This window comes from Bacillus sp. IT-79MI2, from assembly GCF_949768135.1.
Lineage (GTDB): Bacteria > Bacillota > Bacilli > Bacillales > Bacillaceae_G > Bacillus_A > Bacillus_A pseudomycoides.
Genome location: NZ_CATKPV010000106.1, coordinates 47,460 through 66,789 on the forward strand (window position 1 = coordinate 47,460; position 19,330 = coordinate 66,789).

At 36.9% G+C, this 19,330-nt stretch carries 21 protein-coding genes, 1 pseudogene and 1 other annotated feature; of the genes and pseudogenes, 8 read left to right on the top strand and 14 right to left on the bottom strand.

Annotation, left to right across the window (positions count from 1 at the left end; all coding sequences use genetic code 11):
• Window positions 1–135: 135 nt before the first annotated feature.
• The 8 genes from leuD to ilvE all read right to left on the bottom strand — a co-directional run bounded on the left by leuD (window position 136) and on the right by ilvE (window position 9,220).
• On the bottom strand, window positions 136–714 hold the full coding sequence (gene leuD / locus ACM6HU_RS24560; protein ID WP_016113998.1) for a 3-isopropylmalate dehydratase small subunit: 579 nt from the start codon (window positions 712–714) through the stop codon (window positions 136–138).
• Complete coding sequence (gene leuC / locus ACM6HU_RS24565; RefSeq protein ID WP_016113997.1) at window positions 692–2,086, bottom strand: 3-isopropylmalate dehydratase large subunit; 1,395 nt, start codon at window positions 2,084–2,086, stop codon at window positions 692–694. Before leuC ends, leuD begins: the two co-directional genes overlap by 23 nt.
• The gene (leuB, locus tag ACM6HU_RS24570; RefSeq protein WP_016113996.1) at window positions 2,086–3,150 is read right to left on the bottom strand and encodes a 3-isopropylmalate dehydrogenase; all 1,065 of its coding nucleotides are present in this window, start codon (window positions 3,148–3,150) and stop codon (window positions 2,086–2,088) included. Before leuB ends, leuC begins: the two co-directional genes overlap by 1 nt.
• A gap of 85 nt (window positions 3,151–3,235) precedes the next feature.
• Window positions 3,236–4,756, bottom strand: a complete 1,521-nt coding sequence (locus ACM6HU_RS24575) for a 2-isopropylmalate synthase (RefSeq protein ID WP_016113995.1) — start codon at window positions 4,754–4,756, stop codon at window positions 3,236–3,238.
• Between the two features lies 1 nt (window position 4,757).
• The gene (gene ilvC / locus ACM6HU_RS24580) at window positions 4,758–5,768 is read right to left on the bottom strand and encodes a ketol-acid reductoisomerase (RefSeq protein WP_016113994.1); all 1,011 of its coding nucleotides are present in this window, start codon (window positions 5,766–5,768) and stop codon (window positions 4,758–4,760) included.
• A 27-nt stretch (window positions 5,769–5,795) separates the two neighbouring features.
• The gene (gene ilvN / locus ACM6HU_RS24585; protein WP_016113993.1) at window positions 5,796–6,308 is read right to left on the bottom strand and encodes an acetolactate synthase small subunit; all 513 of its coding nucleotides are present in this window, start codon (window positions 6,306–6,308) and stop codon (window positions 5,796–5,798) included.
• Entirely contained in the window at window positions 6,305–8,005 is a 1,701-nt protein-coding gene (gene ilvB / locus ACM6HU_RS24590; protein WP_016113992.1) for an acetolactate synthase large subunit, read from the bottom strand. Before ilvB ends, ilvN begins: the two co-directional genes overlap by 4 nt.
• A gap of 73 nt (window positions 8,006–8,078) precedes the next feature.
• Window positions 8,079–8,307, bottom strand: a binding site (T-box leader).
• Window positions 8,308–8,323: 16 nt separating this feature from the next.
• Window positions 8,324–9,220 carry a branched-chain-amino-acid transaminase gene (gene ilvE / locus ACM6HU_RS24595; protein WP_097847352.1) on the bottom strand — a complete coding sequence of 299 codons (897 nt, stop codon included), beginning with the start codon at window positions 9,218–9,220 and terminating at the stop codon, window positions 8,324–8,326.
• A 412-nt stretch (window positions 9,221–9,632) separates the two neighbouring features.
• Here ilvE and ACM6HU_RS24600 point away from each other — a divergent pair, with 412 nt between their 5' ends.
• Entirely contained in the window at window positions 9,633–9,872 is a 240-nt protein-coding gene (locus tag ACM6HU_RS24600) for a DUF3911 family protein (protein WP_016113990.1), read from the top strand.
• A 193-nt stretch (window positions 9,873–10,065) separates the two neighbouring features.
• A complete protein-coding gene (locus ACM6HU_RS24605; protein WP_003196153.1) occupies window positions 10,066–10,305 on the top strand; it encodes a YkuS family protein in 240 nt (79 codons plus the stop codon).
• A 351-nt stretch (window positions 10,306–10,656) separates the two neighbouring features.
• Here ACM6HU_RS24605 and ACM6HU_RS24610 read toward each other — a convergent pair whose 3' ends face one another.
• The gene (locus ACM6HU_RS24610; protein ID WP_016113989.1) at window positions 10,657–10,746 is read right to left on the bottom strand and encodes a hypothetical protein; all 90 of its coding nucleotides are present in this window, start codon (window positions 10,744–10,746) and stop codon (window positions 10,657–10,659) included.
• A gap of 115 nt (window positions 10,747–10,861) precedes the next feature.
• The gene (ytfJ, locus tag ACM6HU_RS24615; protein ID WP_033671827.1) at window positions 10,862–11,263 is read right to left on the bottom strand and encodes a GerW family sporulation protein; all 402 of its coding nucleotides are present in this window, start codon (window positions 11,261–11,263) and stop codon (window positions 10,862–10,864) included.
• Between the two features lie 355 nt (window positions 11,264–11,618).
• On the opposite strand from ytfJ, the gene ACM6HU_RS24620 reads away from it, so the two are divergent.
• Window positions 11,619–11,981 carry an imidazole glycerol phosphate synthase gene (locus ACM6HU_RS24620; RefSeq protein ID WP_098116843.1) on the top strand — a complete coding sequence of 121 codons (363 nt, stop codon included), beginning with the start codon at window positions 11,619–11,621 and terminating at the stop codon, window positions 11,979–11,981.
• Window positions 11,982–12,014: 33 nt separating this feature from the next.
• Here the strand turns inward: ACM6HU_RS24620 and ACM6HU_RS24625 are convergent, their stop codons facing one another.
• From ACM6HU_RS24625 to ACM6HU_RS24635, 3 genes are all read right to left on the bottom strand, one after another.
• A complete protein-coding gene (locus ACM6HU_RS24625) occupies window positions 12,015–13,358 on the bottom strand; it encodes a TrkH family potassium uptake protein (RefSeq protein WP_088094142.1) in 1,344 nt (447 codons plus the stop codon).
• A gap of 715 nt (window positions 13,359–14,073) precedes the next feature.
• The gene (locus ACM6HU_RS24630; protein WP_016113985.1) at window positions 14,074–14,229 is read right to left on the bottom strand and encodes a hypothetical protein; all 156 of its coding nucleotides are present in this window, start codon (window positions 14,227–14,229) and stop codon (window positions 14,074–14,076) included.
• A 172-nt stretch (window positions 14,230–14,401) separates the two neighbouring features.
• A complete protein-coding gene (locus ACM6HU_RS24635) occupies window positions 14,402–14,821 on the bottom strand; it encodes a MarR family winged helix-turn-helix transcriptional regulator (protein ID WP_003206336.1) in 420 nt (139 codons plus the stop codon).
• A 518-nt stretch (window positions 14,822–15,339) separates the two neighbouring features.
• Here ACM6HU_RS24635 and ACM6HU_RS24640 point away from each other — a divergent pair.
• Window positions 15,340–15,783 (top strand): annotated as a pseudogene (locus ACM6HU_RS24640) (YrvL family regulatory protein).
• 67 nt (window positions 15,784–15,850) lie between these two features.
• Window positions 15,851–16,405 carry a thioredoxin family protein gene (locus ACM6HU_RS24645; protein ID WP_088093999.1) on the top strand — a complete coding sequence of 185 codons (555 nt, stop codon included), beginning with the start codon at window positions 15,851–15,853 and terminating at the stop codon, window positions 16,403–16,405.
• A gap of 27 nt (window positions 16,406–16,432) precedes the next feature.
• Here the strand turns inward: ACM6HU_RS24645 and bacA are convergent, their stop codons facing one another.
• Entirely contained in the window at window positions 16,433–17,227 is a 795-nt protein-coding gene (bacA, locus tag ACM6HU_RS24650) for an undecaprenyl-diphosphate phosphatase (protein WP_003196138.1), read from the bottom strand.
• A gap of 198 nt (window positions 17,228–17,425) precedes the next feature.
• On the opposite strand from bacA, the gene ACM6HU_RS24655 reads away from it, so the two are divergent.
• From ACM6HU_RS24655 to ACM6HU_RS24665, 3 genes are all read left to right on the top strand, one after another.
• Window positions 17,426–18,784 carry an MATE family efflux transporter gene (locus ACM6HU_RS24655; protein WP_088093998.1) on the top strand — a complete coding sequence of 453 codons (1,359 nt, stop codon included), beginning with the start codon at window positions 17,426–17,428 and terminating at the stop codon, window positions 18,782–18,784.
• Between the two features lie 74 nt (window positions 18,785–18,858).
• Entirely contained in the window at window positions 18,859–19,032 is a 174-nt protein-coding gene (locus ACM6HU_RS24660) for a 2-isopropylmalate synthase (protein WP_275857427.1), read from the top strand.
• Between the two features lie 18 nt (window positions 19,033–19,050).
• Window positions 19,051–19,200, top strand: coding sequence for a hypothetical protein (locus ACM6HU_RS24665; protein WP_003196135.1), 150 nt, complete (start codon window positions 19,051–19,053; stop codon window positions 19,198–19,200).
• Window positions 19,201–19,330: the final 130 nt, after the last annotated feature.

Genomic DNA, 19,330 nt, shown 5'->3' on the forward strand with positions numbered 1-19,330 from the left:
TATTGATAGATTGTAATGTAAACATTATCCTTACTCCCTTTCTCCTCTTATTTTCACATAGTATATAACACGAAATTCAGAATGTAAACAAAATTCAAACGTTTTTGTATTTTTCATTACAGCTCGCTAAACAAATTAGCGAGCTGTTTCTCGTTCATATTCTTCAATTTTTTGTTCATATTGAAGCGTGATTCCGATTTCGTCTAAACCACTTAATAGCTTTTCTTTCCACATCTTTTCAATTGTAAAATGAAAACGATGTAGCGGAGTTGTAATTACTTCATTCTCTAAATCAACTTCTATCACATCTCGTGGATCCACAGCTGCTAGCTTTTCACGCATTTCCTTTTCCATCATGATAGGAAGCATACCATTTTTCGTACAATTCATATAAAAAATGTCTGCAAATCCCCCCGCGATAATAACACGGAATCCATAGTCAGCAAGTGCCCATGGCGCATGCTCTCTTGATGAACCACAGCCGAAATTTTCACCTGTAATTAGTATGCTTGCTCCTTTTCGTTCAGGTGCATTTAGTGGGAAATCTGGATTCTCTTTCCTGTCATCCTCATAACGCCATTCATCAAATAAAAATTCCCCAAAACCAGTTCGTTCAATCCTCTTTAAATATTGTTTTGGAATAATTTGATCTGTATCAATGTTATCGTTCAATAGTACAGCAACAGTACCTTTATGAATATGAAATGGCTCCATCATAACTCTCCTTTCTCACATCAACGAAATGACCATAAAGCGCTGCTGCGGCCGCCATCGCAGGGCTAACTAAATGTGTTCTCGCACCCTTCCCTTGTCGTCCTTCAAAATTCCGATTGGAAGTAGATGCACAATGCTCTCCCTCAGGCACTTGATCTGGATTCATTCCCAGGCACATAGAACACCCAGGCTCTCTCCATTCAAATCCAGCTTCTTCAAATATACGATGCAGTCCTTTTTCCATCGCTGCTTTTCGTACTCGTTTGGATCCTGGTACAACAAGTGCTCGCACTCCTTCTTTTACCTTCTTTCCTTTTACAACAGCTGCTGCAATTTCTAAATCTGATAAACGGGAATTTGTACAGGAACCAATAAATACATGCTGAACCGGAATTTCAAGTGCACTTTGTCCTGACTGAAGCCCCATATATGCAAAAGCTCGTTCATCATTTTTATCACGTGTTTCTGGTAACTGTTCATCAATACGCATACCCATACTCGGGTTTGTTCCCCATGTTACATATGGCGCTAGTTTAGCAACATCTACCAAAATATAAGTATCATATATTGCATCTGGCTCAGTATAGAATTCCCTCCAATTCGCCACTGCCAAGTCAAACTCTTCCGGCGCATACTCACGCCCTTTTACATAAGCAAATGTTTTCTCATCCGGCGCAATAATCCCTGCTTTTGCTCCACCTTCAATCGCCATATTACAAAGTGTCATGCGCTCTTCCATTTCCATATTTGTAATTGCTTCTCCGTAAAACTCCATCACATATCCAGTTCCAACTGCTACCCCATATGTAGCTAGAAGGTGTAAAATTATATCTTTTGCATATACTCCTTTAGGTAATTTCCCTTTTAATTCAATCCCCATCGCTTTCGGCTTGCTCTGCCACAATGTTTGAGTTGCTAATACATGCTCGACTTCACTTGTACCAATCCCAAACGCCAACGCTCCAAAGGCTCCATGTGTTGCCGTATGACTATCGCCACATACGATGGTCTTTCCTGGTTGTGTAAGTCCTAGCTCTGGACCAATAACATGAACAATCCCTTGATTTTCATCATCAATATCCGCCAACGGAATATTAAATTGCTTACAATTTTCACGAAGCGTATCTAATTGTTGCTTAGCAATACGATCTGTAATGTTCCAAACATCTTTTGTTGGAATATTATGATCCATCGTTGCAAATGTTAAATCCGGTCTCCGAACATTCCGATTTGCAAGCCGCAAGCCTTCAAAGGCTTGCGGTGATGTTACTTCATGCACGAGATGAAGGTCAATATATAATAGATCTAACCCATTTTCATTTGTTGTAACAACGTGTCTCTCCCACAGTTTATCTAGTAACCTTTTTGCCATTATCTCCCTCTCCCTACTAGCGCTTGTTCTTCCATTTCTTGTAGTACATATTTTGTAAAAGACGATGTTGTCTCATTTCCACCTATATCAGCTGTACATTTCCCCAATCGGAGAACCGCAGAAATTGCTTCTTCAATCGCTTCTCCTTCTCTTCTTAAATCAAAAGATTGCCCTAGCATCATTGCAACTGAACGCATCATTGCAATTGGATTCACTTTATTTTCCCCTGCAATATCTGGTGCTGATCCGTGAATTGGTTCATATAGCGAAGGTCCATTCTCTGCATGACTCGCCGATGGAAGCATCCCTAAAGACCCTGCTAATACAGAGGCTTCATCACTTAAAATATCACCAAATAAATTCTCTGTTACTATGACATCAAACCGGCCCGGATTACGAATCAACTCCATAGCAGCTGCGTCTACTAAAATATGTTCAAGTTCAATATTCGGATAGCGAAGTGCTACTTCTTCTGTTACTTCCCTCCAAAGTTTACTCGACTCTAAAACATTTGCTTTATCAATAGAAGTAACTTTTTTACGACGTTTACTTGCCAATTGAAAAGCGTAAGAAACAATGCGCTCAATTTCATGACGATGATAAGTAAGTGTATCTGTTGCTACCTCTTCTGTTTTTTCTTTTGGAAAGGAGAAATAAATCCCTCCCGTTAACTCACGAACGACAACAAAATCCACCTCATCAGCCGCCTTCAATGGGGATAAATGAGCAGTTGCTGCATCTACAGTGACAGGACGAACATTAGCAAATACACCAAGCCCTTTTCGAAGCGCCAGCAATCCTTTTTCCGGTCTTTCTTTCGCTTCGTCCCAGCGAGGTCCACCAACCGCGCCTAGTAATACAGCGTCACTCGCTAAACATGCTGCTAATGTTCTTGACGGCAATGGTTGCCCAAACGAATCAATCGCAGCGCCTCCAAATTGTTCATCTTGTAAATAAAAACGGTGACCATATAACCTTTCTACCATGTGTAAAACTTCCTTGGCACTCTCCATAATTTCTGGTCCAACACCATCACCCGCTAAACAAACAATACGTTTTTCCAATGATCAGCACCCCTTTTTTATAATTTAACTGATTATTCAGAATTCAATTGTGTGAAGTGGGGGCATCCCCCCACTTATCAAAACATTACTTTGCAAGGAATAACAAAGCCTTTAGTTTTCCCGCTGCATGTACATAAGCTCTAGCTGATGCTTCTAATACATCTTGCGCAACACCAAAACCTGCAACTTGATGTGTTCCTTCTTTCAATTCAACATGAACATGAGCAAGTGCATCCTGTCCCTGTGTAATGGATTGAATACGATAATCGGCTAACTCACACTCAAGTCCTAGAATTCTTTGAATTGCATTATAAATCGCTTCAATACTACCTGCTCCGGTTGCTGCATCTTCGTACACATTACCTGCCTCATCCTCCAGTGCAACTGTTGCACATTGTGTACTGTTGGATACAAAATGGACTTGTAATTGTTTAATGTTATACTGCTGTGTTGAAAATGCTGTTTCTCCTAGTACTAATGCACGTAAATCTTCTTCTGTAATCTCTTTTTTACGATCTGCTAATCTCTTAAATGCACTAAATGCTATATCTCGCTCTTCTTCCGTAAACTCATAACCGAGTTCTTTCATTTTTTCAGTAAAAGCGTGGCGACCAGAATGTTTTCCAAGTACAAATAAATTTTGTGATTCTCCAATTAGTTCTGGCTCAATAATTTCATATGTCGTTACTTCTTTTAATACACCATCTTGATGAATACCTGATTCATGCGCAAATGCATTCGCTCCAACAATCGCCTTATTTTTTGGAACTACCATACCCGTTAACCGACTTACTAATGTACTTGTTGCTTTAATCTCTTTTAGTGTTATAGAAGAATCGGCTTCATAATAGTCTTTTCTAATGTGCAAAGCAACTGCTACTTCTTCTAAAGCCGCATTACCTGCACGCTCTCCAATCCCATTTATAGTCCCTTCTATTTGCAGTGCACCACCTTCCATGGCCGCCAATGAATTTGCTACTGCCATACCAAGATCATCATGACAATGACAAGAGAAAATAGTTTTTTCATAAGAAGGAACATATTCTTGTAAATATTTAAAAAGAGAATAATATTCTTCTGGATTTGTATAACCTACTGTATCCGGAATATTAACAACATCCGCTCCAGCTCGAATCGCAACTTCCACAGCTTCTGCTAAAAAAGGGCGCGCCGTTCTCGTTGCATCTTCTGCCGAAAATTGCACTGTAGGAAATAAGGATTTCCCTAAAGTTACAGAGCGATGAATACTATCTAATACATCCTCCTTTGACATACAAAGCTTATATTTCATATGAATATCACTCGTTGCCAAAAAGACGTGTAACCGCGGAGATGCTGCACCTTTCAATGCTTCATACGCTCTCTGAATATCACTTTCCTTCGCCCTTGCTAGACTCATAACGGAAGCATTTCGAATCGTTTCCGCAATTCGTTTTACTGAGCGAAAATCACCTTCAGAAGCTGCTGCAAATCCTGCTTCCATCACATTAATCCCGAGTTTTTCTAACTGCCTGGCAATCTGTAACTTTTCTTGTTCATTTAAATTGACTCCGGGTGATTGTTCGCCATCACGAAGCGTCGTATCCATGAACAAAATCTGTTTCATATTATTTAACCCCCGCCTTTACTTTCGGTTGTACAAACGGCATCATTTCACGTAATTTACGCCCAACAACTTCAATTTGATGTTCATTTTCCTTAGCGTTCGTTGCATGGAAATGCGGTTTTCCTGCTTTATGCTCTGCAATCCACCCTCTTGCAAATGTGCCATCTTGAATTTCTTTTAACACTTCACCCATCGCTTTCTTCGTATGTTCTGTTACAACGCGTGGTCCTGATACAAAATCTCCCCACTGTGCTGTATCAGAAACGGAATATCTCATATTTTCAAGTCCGCCTTCATACATAAGATCAACAATGAGCTTTAGTTCATGTAAGCATTCAAAATAGGCAAGTTCCGGCTGATAACCAGCATCTACTAATGTTTCAAATCCCGCCTTTACAAGTGCAGTAACACCTCCGCAAAGTACAGCTTGTTCTCCAAATAGATCCGTTTCTGTTTCTTCTTTAAATGTAGTTTCTAATACTCCAGCCCTTGTTGCTCCAATTCCATCTGCATAGGACAATGCTTTTTCAATGGCTGTTCCTGTTGCGTCTTGATATACAGCAAATAACGCTGGAACCGCTCCGCCTTCAGCAAAAGTCCGACGTACTAAATGTCCAGGTCCTTTTGGCGCTACTAGAAATACGTCTACATCTTCTGGTGGTGTAACTTGATTAAAATGAACGTTAAATCCATGAGCAAACACAAGTGCATTTCCAGCTTGTAAATTCGGTTCAATTTCTGTTTCATACACTTCTGGCTGTAGTTCATCAGGCAAAAGAATCATTACTACATCCGCAGATTTTGCAGCTTCTGCCACTGAATATACAGAAAAACCATCCTCTTTCGCCTTTTCCCATGACTTTCCTTTCCGAAGTCCAACTACTACTTCAAAACCATTATCACGTAAGTTTTGTGCATGAGCGTGACCTTGTGATCCATATCCAACAATCGCTATTTTCTTCCCTTTTAATACATTTACCGCTACATCTTTCTCATAATAAACTTTTGTCATATTCTTTCTCCCCCTATATTAAAATGATTAATGAATTAACATAATTTGTTTATCTTGTTTTTTCATACTCCGCGTAAATGCAGTAACACCTGTTCTTGCAATTTCTTTTAAACCATATGGACGCATTAGCTCTATAAGAGCTTCTACTTTTTCTTGTGTACCCGTTACTTGTACGACGATGGAATCCTTTCCAACGTCTATTACAGCGGCTCGGAACGGTTCAATTAAACTATATAATTCTGCTCTCGATACACTTGTTGTCGCTACTTTAATAAGAGCCAACTCTCTTGCAATCATTGCTTCTTCTGTTATATCAGATACTTTTAACACATCAATTTGTTTATGAAGTTGCTTGATCAGTTGCTCCACTTGTTGCTCGTTTTCAACATGAACAACAAATGTCATCCGTGAAATATCAGACGACTCTGTATGTCCAACCGAAATACTTTCAATATTAAAATGCCTCCTGGTCATAACACCCGTAATCCGATTCAGGACCCCACTTTGATTTCGAACTGTCGCCGTAACAATCCTTTTCACTGTCCCTTCACCCCCTCCATTTGATGAACTCCTTTTCCAGGAGCAACCATCGGCATAACTTTTTCAGACTGTAGTACCCTGCAATCAATTACAACAGGCTCTTGCAAATCAATCGCTTCTTGCAACTGTCTCTTCGCAAGTAACGGATTTTCAATTCGCACCCCTTTTATGCCATATGCATGGGCAAGCGCTACGAAATCCGGTTGACAAGAGAGCAACGAGTGAGAATATCTTTGATTATAAAATTCGTCTTGCCACTGTCTTACCATCCCTAAAGCTTCATTATTTAAAATCAAAACTTTAACCGGTAAGGAATGTTCTTTCAATACACTAAGTTCTTGCAATGTCATTTGAAAACCCGCATCACCAACAATCGCTACAACTAATTCTTTTGGTCTAGCAATTTGTGCACCAATGGCAGCTGGAAATCCAAATCCCATTGTACCAAGCCCTCCTGATGTTACCCACTTATCTGGGTCTTCAAGTGGATAATATTGAGCAGCCCACATTTGATGCTGACCAACATCCGTCGTAACAATTGCTTTTCCTTTTGTAATTTCATATAACATATCAATTGCTGATTGTGGTTTAATCACTTCAGAATCTTGATCATAGAAAAATGGATATTGTTCTTTTCTGCTTTTTAAAAGCGATAGCCATGCACTATGATTTTCTTTTCCTCTTTTACAAGAGAGCAGTGCCTCCAAAGCATGTTTCGCGCTCGCCACAATCGGAATTTCTGTAGGAACGTTTTTTCCAATCTCTGCTGGATCAATATCGATATGTGCAACTGTAGCCTCTTTAGCAAAGTACTCTAAATTTCCTGTAAGACGATCGTCGAATCTTGCTCCGATATTTATGAGTAAATCGCACTCATACAAAGCCATATTCGCTGTATAAGAACCATGCATTCCTCCCATTCCAAGAAATAATTTATCATTTGGCGGAAATCCACCTAGTCCAAGAAGTGTATGAACAACAGGTATACGATACATTCGTGCAAAATCTGTTAATTCTTTTGCAGCTTTCGCATGAAGTACACCTGCTCCGGCTAAAATCAACGGTTTTTCAGCAGTATCAATCGCTTGTAATAATTTGTTGATTTGCAATGAATTCGCCTCATAATTTGGTTGATATCCTGGTAAATCCATTTGCACGTTACTACATCGCTCGCCTTTTTCTACTACCATATTTTTTGGAAGATCGATAACGACCGGTCCTGGTCGAGCCGTTTTCGCAATATGAAATGCCTCTTTAATAATTCTTGGTAAATCTGATGCCTTGCGCACTTGATAATTATGTTTTGTTACCGGCATCGTAAGTCCCATAATGTCCGCTTCTTGAAAAGCGTCACTTCCAATCAACGTTGTAGCTACTTGACCTGTAAAAACAACAAGCGGTAAAGAATCAATCATTGCATCTGCAAGACCAGTAATCACATTTGTCGCACCTGGACCACTTGTTGCAATGACAACGCCAGGCTTTCCTGTAATTCGCGCGTACCCTTCTGCTGCATGAATCGCTCCTTGCTCATGTCTTGTTAAAATATGAGGAATTTCGCAATCATAAATTGCATCATAGAGCGGCAATACAGCACCACCTGGATAACCAAAAATAACTTCTACATCTTCCTTTTCTAACGCTTCTAACAACAGCTGTGCACCAGTTGCCATCTTTTCTTCCGTTTTTGAAGACATTGCTCTTACGAACCTCCTTTAAAATTGTTTTTTTACAATAAAAAAATCCTACGTCCACACTCCAGCTATGTGCTGAAGGGACGAAAGATTTCGCGGTACCACCCTTCTTCGCAAGAATACTTCTTGCCTCAGTGACTCGGGGATGAGTCTAGCTAATAACGGAGCTACCGTCTAAACCTAGGCAAATGCTTCAGTTTAGCACTCAAGGGCGATGTTCGTCGATGTGAACCATCGGTTTCCAGCAACCACCGACTCTCTGTGAGGCTTCACAATCAACTACTCCTCCCTATCAACGCTTTACAACTTTATAATGAGTTATCATCCAACTTTATTTTCTTCGTAAATTTTCTCTCCATCTTCTACAACTAATTTACGAAACTCTTCTAATAAACGATTTGTATGTGGACCCGTTTTCCCAAGCCCAATCGTTCTTCCATCAACTGTCGTAACTGCAATAACTTCAGCTGCAGTTCCTGTTAAAAACACCTCATCAGCTACATATACATCGTGTCTTGTAAATAATTCTTCTCTTACGTCATATCCAAGCTTTTCTCCAATTTCCAAAATAGCGTTTCTTGTAATGCCTTCTAATGCCCCTGCAGAACTTGGTGGTGTAATTAATTTATTTCCTTTTACAATGAACACATTATCGCCAGACCCTTCTGCAACATAACCTTGTTCATTTAACATAAGTGCTTCTTGCACACCAGCAAGCTTCGCTTCAATTCGAACTAAAATATTATTTAAATAGTTTAAAGACTTTACTTGTGGTGTTAGTACGTCTGGGCGATTACGACGTGTGGCAACTGTCACAACCGGTATGCCTTTTTCGTAATATTCCGACGGAAATAAAGATAACTGTTCCGCAATTACAACTACATTCGGTTTCGAACAAGAATCAGGATCTAGCCCAAGATTCCCAGCACCTCGTGATACCACTAAACGAATGTATCCGTTAGATAGCTTATTTTGACGAATCGTCTCAACAACAATATCTGTCACTTCTTCTAACGTATATGGAATTTCCAACATAATGGATTTTGCTGACTCGTATAAACGAATAAGATGTTCTTTGAGCCTGAAGACATTGCCACTGTAGATACGAATCCCTTCAAACACTCCATCGCCATATAAATAACCATGATCATATACCGAAACTTTTGCTTCGTCTTTTGGAACAAATTCTCCATTTAAGAAAATCCATTGCTCATTCACTTAAAAGCGCCCCCTATGTTCTGTGAATTTTTTATTGTTTCCTAGTTTACTCTCCTTTTTAAATAAATCAAGATAATTTTTAGAAAATTTATAATTTTTAATTTATATACATCCTTGTTTATATTGATTTATCAACATTGTTAACGTTTACAAAATGTCAAAAAATTTTTTTCGCCATTTTTCATCCTAAAAAACATTTGCTTAAAAGAAGGATTTTTGTCAAATGATGCGAATCTATTGTATTCAATAAACGAACGTCCGATTTCATATATTCGGGAATAAAAACGACTTTTGATTGAAAAGGAGGAAAATAAGCAAAATAACATTGTATAAAAATAACAATCATATTTTTCATGCAGCTTTCATAATCCTATTTTAAAAAACAAATTGTCAAATGAAGGAGGAAAATAATATGGCATGTGTACAAATTAAAGGAACGAGACAAGAGGTAGTAGAAATGTTACAACTATTTGATTTAATGGATACGAAAGGTTTGTGCAAATTTAACAATTACGTAGAGGTATCTCCAAATGAAGAACAGAATAACAACTTCACTGCCTCAATTGACATTCAATCAAATGATGAATCTGCTCAAGATCAATTAAATGATCAGTTTGTAAGTCAAATGCTCACAGGTGTATATAACGACTAATACATTACGTATTTTTTCTCCCCCTCTCTAATCGGGCTTTTCTGAGCAGCTATCCCCCACCTCTTTGTTTTAGGAGGGGGATTTCCCTGTTCGTAAATAGTAAATACATCAACATTTCTACCATATTTTCCTTAAAAACATAAATATTTCCTAAAAAATGGAGCATATTACTAGATGGTAGGAGGTGAAGAGTATGGCGAAAATTGGTGTTGAAAATTCTTTAACAGATGTTCAACAAGCTTTAGAACAACAAGGACATGAAGTAATTTCACTACGTTCTGAAAATGACGTGCAAGGGTGCGATTGTTGCGTCGTAACCGGACAAGATTCTAATGTAATGGGAATTAGTAATGCAGTAATAAAAGGGCCCGTTATTGAAGCAAGTGGCTTAACAACCGATGAAATTTGTCAACGAATTGAAAGTAGTTTATAAAAAAAAGAAGCCTCCTTATAACAAGGAGACTTCTTTTTTTATATTCACCTAAACGGGAAAGTAACATATACTGGATGAAAGCCCTACCTCTCTCTCATCAACACGGTTCCTCTGACCGCTCCTGATACACTAGCATGTGTATAAGCTTACAAATACAACTTTTTGGGTCTATTCACAAAAGTTGTTGGTAAAATTACCCGATCTTTCGCAAATTTTTCATATTGCATTTACAAGAAATATCCAATATATACTAGCTGTAACCGAGACACGAAATATCATCATAACACTTAAAAATAAATCCGTCAATATTTATTTTAACAAATTAAAAACAGACATCACAATCTGTCTGTTTTAGAATGGAGCCTTTTCTTTTACTACATACACAACAAATCCGCTTACTAACATACATAAGCCGACAGCAAAATTCTTGATGTTAATCATAACTACCTCTCCCTTATTTCATAAATCATATATATTTACATTCCAATTATATTTGTCGTTTCTGAACACACTTTTTCTAATATATCATAATTCCTAAAAAATGCAAGTTTACTTTTTAAAGACCGTTTACAAACTTATCTATAGTACTTGGAACTGTACTCAAAGCCTTTTCAATCAAGTGTGTGCCACTATGTAAATGTAACACTTGTACACCGCCAGATCCTACTACTAGAAACGCAACAGGATCAATTGAAACTCCTGCACCACTTCCACCTCCAAACGGATGCCCTTGTTTCGCCTCTTTTTGTTGTCCTTGTCCTGCCAAACTTTTCCCTACAGACGTTTCCCCTTTAAAATCACTTCCTCCTGCGCCAAAACCAAAGGCAACTTTTGAAACAGTTAAAACAACCTTTCCGTCCGCTGTTGAAACAGGGCTTCCGACAATTGTATTTACATCGACCATCTCTTTTAAATTTGTCATTGCCGTTTTCATTAAGTTTTCAATTGGATGTTCCATCATTTAAACCACCTTTTTCCTCTTAATTCTTTTTTATACTTTCCAAAATAGAGGAACTCATACCAAGTTTTACAATTCATGAAAAAACACTGTTCCATTATCAGCTTTCTTCAGCTTAGAATCTAAAAACAATATACATATCCTTCACTTCAGTCTAATAAAGTGAAAATTTAATCAGCCCTCACTAATCGGACTTTTACAGGCAGTTTATCTCTCACCTAACTCCTGTGCTTTCACTGAATTTTGAGGTGGGAGTATTACCGCCTGCAAATAACGAAATAAAGTAATGATATGACTGTCTATTTCCTGCCGGATAAAAAAGAAAAAGATATACATACTACTAATGAACCTTGTTATGAAAGGAGACATTACGTTGACTAATAAAATTAATGAACAACCTAGAACTGAAGAAGAGTACTATAAAGAAGAGTACGCAGCAGAGGTTGCTCCTCAGCGTATCAACTATAACGATAAAGACGATGTAAAATCAAAAACAGCGGGATCCACAGCAGGGTTTATCGCTCTTGCTCTTGCTGTATTATCACTCTTTACATTTCCTACACTCTTCGGACTTGTTTCTGTTTTACTAGGTATTTATGCCTATAATCGTGGAGCTACTGTAACCGGTGGCATCGCTGCTATTGTGGGCGGCATTGCTGCAATTGTTGCTCTGTTATTCCGCGCTGCAATCATCGGTTTATTGTTCTCACTTTTTTAAAGAAAAAAGGTATCTCGCGCTTTGCGAGATACCTTATCCTGTGAAAACATCTTCTGATGGGTATCGAATTTTTTGTTTAGCTGGTCGCGCTAGAGAGAATACAAGCGTTAACGGACCAATTAACCCACAAAACATAACAAACATAATGATACATTTTCCAATTACAGATAACTTAGCCGTAATTCCCATTGATAACCCCACTGTACCAAACGCTGAAATTGTTTCGAATAAAAGTTGAATAAAACTAAAGTTTTCTGTAAGCATTAATAAAAATACTGCTGTAAAAATAAGAATTTGACTGGCAACTACAATCGCTAACGCTCTTGTTACTGTTGACATTTTGATTGTACGATGAAATAAAACAAAGTCTTCCTTCTTTCTAAAAAAGGAAATAACCGATGTAATTAAAATAACAAATGTTGTTAACTTAATTCCGCCACCTGTCGACACACTTCCTGCACCGATAAACATTAAAATCATCGTAAACAATATTGATGATTCTTCCATTCCTCCATAATCAACCGTATTAAATCCTGCTGTACGCGGTGTAATCCCCTGGAAAAATGAAGCCCATATCTTTTCACCTAAAGATAGTGATCCTAATGTTTTCACATTATTATACTCCAATATAAAAATCACAATCATCGCAATAACATTAAGCGCTACTGTTCCAACAATCATAATTTTCGAATGAAGTGATAGTTTCTGAAAACTACGGCTATACCATATATCAATTAACACCGTAAAACCTAAACCACCTATAACAATTAAAGAACAAATTCCAATATTAATAATAGGATCTCCTACAAATCTGGTTAAATTATCTGGCCATAGTGCAAATCCCGCATTATTATAAGAGGCGATAACATGAAAAATACTATAATATAAACCTTTGCCGAAACCAAATTCCGGGATAAATCGAATGGATAAAAAAACAACTCCTACTAACTCAATACAAATAGAAAAAATAAAGACACGCTTCACTAATTTTACAAGACCACCAATATTCGTTTGGTTAAACGCTTCTCCAATTAATAATCGATGACGTAAACCAATTTTTTTTCCTAACACCCATACAATTAAAATTGCGATTGTCATTAATCCAAGACCACCTGTCTGAATTAACAACATAATGATAATTTGACCAAACATTGTAAACGTACTAGCAGTATCTACAACTCCTAAACCGGTTACTGTCGCTGCCGAGGTTGCTGTAAAAAACGCATCTACCCAACTAATTGATTCTTTTGTCGCGAATGGTAGTTTCAATAACATTCCCCCGACAACAATTAAACAAAAAAAGCCCATTGCTAAAATTTGCGGCGGACTTAATCGTATAAAACGATTATAAAATCCTTGTTTTTTTGTTACTTCCATATCACTAACTCCCTTAATAAAGTAAAACCTCTTTCCATACACTAATCGTTCGTTTTGACCGGACCAAATCTTACGGAAAGTAATTTTCCACCTAACTTTTTTCAATTCCTCATACTTTTAGAGCAAACTCATTATTTTGGATAAATCTTTATAATCTCATAATATAGTTGAGCATAATCCTTTTTTCCATAGATTTCAACTGAAAAATCCCCATACCTTTCACTTCGAATTCACATTGAAGTCACACCTATCTTTTATATTATATCTATCGAAGCTGTTCCTCCCTAATAATGAGACATTCCCCAGTGTCTCGAACAGCTTTCCATCCCTAATTAAAATTGACATAAATTGTCCCCTTCCATGGCCATCTTGTATTAACGAGATGGTCTATTTTTTATCCACTATTCATTAGACTATGGGACCTCTAACTATGTTCTACCTTCCCTCTATTATTTAAAAAGAGGGAAATTTTTAAAATTCCCATACCTTTCACTTCAAGTTCACATTGAGGTCACATCTATCTTTTATATTATATCTATCGAAGCTGTTCCTCCCTAATAATGAGACATTCCCCAGTGTCTCGAACAGCTTTCCATCCCTAATTAAAATTGACATAAATTGTCCCCTTTCATGGCCATCTTGTATTAACAAGATGGTCTATTTTCTTATCTTAAAATACAATTCAAATTTCCTAACAAAAAAGGAGTGAATCTATTCACTCCTTTTTTGACTTACTTCCTTTGTTCGAACGATATTCTTTTCCCTTATTATCATTACCAGTTATAAACTCCGAACTAAACTCTTGTTGAAACTGCCCTGTTTTTGGTGAACCTTGATTTCCACTTCCTTGACTCCCGTTGCGATTCGTCATCTTTCTTCCTCCTTTCATCTTCCATCATTGTTAGTATGTCTTTCCTATCCCAATCATACACATCGCATTCTTCTATGTAACAAATTTCAATTTTTCATTTTAGTATGAATAAAAAAACCTTCCTAAAACAAGGAAGGATTCTCGATTAGCCATAGTTCATCTGGCTTTTTTTCTATATAAGTTTTTTCGAAATAGATATCATTAGATGCATTTCTTCTTCAGATAGGGCCGAAAACCTTTCTTTTAAATACTGTTTTTTTGCCAATTCCATTTTTGCAACTAACTCTTTTCCTTGTTCCGTAATTTCCAAATATACAACACGACGATCAGATGTAGAACGTGAACGCGTTACAAAACCTTTATTAATTAGCTTTTCTGTAACAGCTGTAATATGACTGTTTGATACATGTAGTTCATTTGCTACGCGAGAAACCATCTCTTTTTCATTACGATTTAATATACGGAGCACGAGAAATTCATTCCATGGTATGTAATCTCCAAAAATTTTTCCCATATCATTCCGCAATGAACGAAACATAGCAAAAACATTTGCAGATAGATCCTCCATTAATTGTTCGCGATTATGAGACACCGTTTACATCTCCCTTTTATTTCATATAGTTAAATAAAAACATTATGAATTATATTACCTTATATTTTACATTTTGTCATCTTTTTTTCCCATACAATCACTCATAATGTATTCACTTATTTGATAGATACACTCCCAAAACAAAACCCAATAGTAAAAAATCTCCGTTATTCACTAGAGCACGTATCATTTATTATCTATTTGGAAATAAATGATACAGGTTGCTTTTCTAACATGCTGAAACTCACATCAGCCACAAAAAAGGTGCGATTCGTCGCACCTTTTTTGTTTTCACTTCCCATCAAGTATTCATGATATAATAAAATATGAATTTTTTCCTTTTATCCCGTATTAACGGGCAGTCAGACCCCCACCTCCAAATTCAGCGAGAGCAAAGAAGTTAGGTGGGGTGGACTGCCCATAAAAGCTCGATTGATGAGGGCTAATAATCAGCGGGGGATAAAGCCCCCTACTGATTAAAGTTTCACTTTATAAGATGAACTTTTTGGGGGGATATCATGAATCCAGACGAAGAAAGGTTTTCAGATCTAAGTGGAAAAGATAAAGCGATTGTTATTAGTAGTATTACCCTTCTTATAATTATTGCTTTTGCACTCATTTTCTTTATGTATGTCGGAGTTTTTCGTCTCATTGGTGTAGAATATACATCACGAACTGCACTACTTCTCTTTTTTTTATTAGCCCTTATACTAGATGGAATTAGTAGTTTCTTGATTTTATTTTTCAAAGTACTTTTAACCCCTCTGCTCACGCACATGTCAAAATGACTATCCTTTTTACTGCTTTCCCTCATAGAAATCTCGCTTGATTGGCTCGTTATTCATACTGCAGATGATTGGATAGAAAGTGTAACGATCTCCAATAAAGCTGAACTACTTATTGTCCTTTTCTTTTTTATCTTGGATAAGGTATGGCCTACTGATAACAAAAAGAAAGAGTAAGATTACAAGCATTTCACGATAAAAATTGATACAATAAAAACAAAAATATACTAAAGAGGTGTTACATATGACATTACAACAATGGGCCAATAAGGGTATGTCCTTTGATACATACGTAAATAACATGACTGTGAACCAGTATGAATTACTACATATTTATAATAACTTTTTAATTCCGAACGAATTGCTTCCTGTTTTAGAAGAACGTCAAAACGACGGATGGCGTGTTATTGTACTATCCGCTGATTGGTGCGGAGACGCTCTTCTTTGCGTACCTGTTATGAAACGTATTTGCGAAGTTTCCAATATTGAAATGAGATTACTCATCCGTGATGAAAATTTGGAGTTAATGGATCAATATTTAACAAATGGAACAGCCCGTGCCATTCCAATCTTTATTTTTATTGATAAGGATGGAAAAGAACAAGCGGTTTGGGGACCACGTGCTCCAAAAGTGCAAGAATTAGTAACTTCTATGCGTGCTACATTACCTGAAAAAGATGATCCACAATTTGAAGAAAAACAGAAAGACATGTATGCTAATTTCCGTGCTACATTAGCTGACGACACTTCACTTTGGGAACATGTGATGGAAAATATGATTGAAAAAATAGTAAAATAAAAAAACTGCCAAATGGCAGTTTTTTTATTACATAATGAAGAAATAATAGAACACCGCAGCTAAAATAAAACGATAATAAGCAAATGGTGTTAACTTTACACGAGCTAATAATTTTAAGAATGAAACAATCGCAAGCATTGCTACAAGGAAAGCCGTAATAAAACCAGTTGCAAATAATGTGATATCTGCTGAACTTAATACGTCCCAGCTTTTAATTAAATCTAACCCTGATGCTGCAACCATCATTGGTACCGCTAAAATAAATGTATATTCAGCAGCTGCTGTATGAGATACACGAGCTAATAATCCACCACTGATTGTAGATCCAGAACGTGAAAATCCTGGCCACAATGCTAAACATTGGAACATTCCAATTGTGAATGCTTGTTTATACGTAATCTCGTCCAATGTTTTCGCTGTACTTGGTCTTGAAAATTTCTCAGCAACAATCATTAAAATACCACCAACGATTAAACTGATAACAACGGGTCCTGGTCCAAATAAAACTTCTTTAATTTTACTATGGAATAAAACACCAAGTACTCCTGCTGGAATCATACCAATAATGATATGTAATAAATTTAAAGATGGTCCTTGTGTTACCTTGCCAATCCCAACTAATGACCATAAACGTTTCCAAAATACAACGACAACCGCTAAAATCGATCCCAATTGGATGACAACTTCAAATACTTTCGCTCTATCATCATCAAATCCAATTAAATGTCCTGTTAAAATCATATGTCCCGTTGATGAAACCGGTAAAAATTCCGTTAATCCTTCAACAGCTCCCATGATTAAACCAATTAACCAATCAGCCACGAGTAGTGCCTCCTTACCTTAATACCTTATATATACTTTTTTCACACCTTATCATAATACCTTATCCAATTTCAAAGTGCATCTCTTTTTTCATTCTTTCAAAATATAACAATACATTCACATATGTGTATTTCTTTTCTATTTTCTTATTAAATTGTATGATAGAAAGAGTTTGGTCCTACATAGAAAGGAGCTTTTATGAAAGAAACCAATTCATTTTCACAAAAAATAAAACAATTTGTATTACTATTTTTCCCGATTTTTGTAACGCAAATGTCTTTATTTGCAATGAGTTTTTTTGATACAACAATGTCAGGGCATGCAAGTGCTACTGACTTAGCAGGGGTCGCAATTGGAACAAGTATATGGATTCCGATTAGTACGGGATTAACAGGAATCTTAATGGCTACCACGCCTATTATCGCTCAACTTGTTGGCTCAAAACAAAAAGAGGATGTTCCTCATATCGTGATACAAGCCGTGTATTTGGCAATCGGAGTTAGTTTACTTGTTATTCTCATTGGTTTCTTTGCCGTTTCACCAATTCTAAAAGGCATGCGTTTAGAAGAGCAGGTCGAACACATTGCTTCTCAATTTTTAAGCATTATTGCAATTGGTATCATTCCTTTATTTGTCTATACTGTATTACGTGGGTTTATTGATGCATTAGGAAAAACACGTACAACAATGATTATTACATTACTTTCCTTACCTATTAACATCATTTTAAACTATGTATTTATTTTCGGTAATTTCGGCTTTCCGAAACTAGGAGGCGTTGGTGCAGCAATTGCTTCTACCGCAACATATTGGTGCATTTTATTTATTACGATTATTATTATCCGTACGAAAGAACCGTTTACATCTTTTGGTATCTTCAGGCGCTTATACCGACTTTCTATTTCAAGCTGGAAAGAATTATTAAAACTTGGGGTACCTATCGGATTCGCCATCTTTTTTGAAACGAGTATTTTCGCTGCCGTAACACTCATGATGAGTAATTTTAGCACAACAACAATCGCTGCACATCAAGCAGCAATGAACTTTGCTTCCCTTTTATATATGACACCTTTAAGTTTAGCAATGGCCATGACAATTGCAGTGGGTTTTGAAGTTGGAGCAAATCGCTGTGAAAACGCAAAGCAATACAGTTTTATTGGAATTGGTTTGGCACTTGCTTTTGCCTTGCTATATTCTATCTTACTCTTTTTCTTTGACGATCCAATTGCATCTATTTATACAACAGATATTGCTGTTCATGATTTAGCAAAAGAGTTTCTCATTTTTGCGATTTTATTTCAAATTTCCGATGCAATTGCTACTCCAGTGCAAGGTGCACTCCGTGGTTATAAAGATGTGAATGTTACCTTGATTATGACACTTATTGCCTACTGGATCATTGGTCTACCTCTAGGTTATATATTAGCAACCTATACTTCTTGGGCAGCTAAAGGTTATTGGATTGGTCTTATTATAGGGCTAGCATTTGGAGCTACCTTTCTGCTCGTTCGTCTCTTGCAAGTACAACGTAAATATACATCACAAAAGAGTCGCTAATCATAGCGGCTTTTTTCATCATGCATAGTTCCTCCTTAAACGTGTAACATAATAAAAAAGAAAGGTGTAAATCTATGGATGAAAAGAAAAAACAGCAGCCCTACGATGAAGAGTTTGCTCCTGAAATCTCAACTGGATACAGGCAAGATATTCATAAACCGCCTCAATATAAAAATACTTCCTTTTTAGTTGGGATTGGTATTTTCGGGACAATATTACTTGTACTCATCATTTTCGTCTACTTTTAATGGGAAGGGAACTATATTATGACCAAACAATCCTCACTCTTTTCTAAAAGAGTTGTAAAAACACAAAAAGGTTATGCTGGTGATTCTATAAATGTGCATAAACAAGTCGAACAAGGCAATCTAGAAATTGCAAAAAAAGAAATTGGGCAACAAAACGAGAACCTGTGAATACAAAAGATGTCCCCACTTTTCGGGGACATTTTTATTCTACACGTTACCGTTGCTCAGCAATTTTAAACGTATTATCTTCTTTTATAATCTTCATTCTATAACTTAACTGCATTTCATTTAAACATTA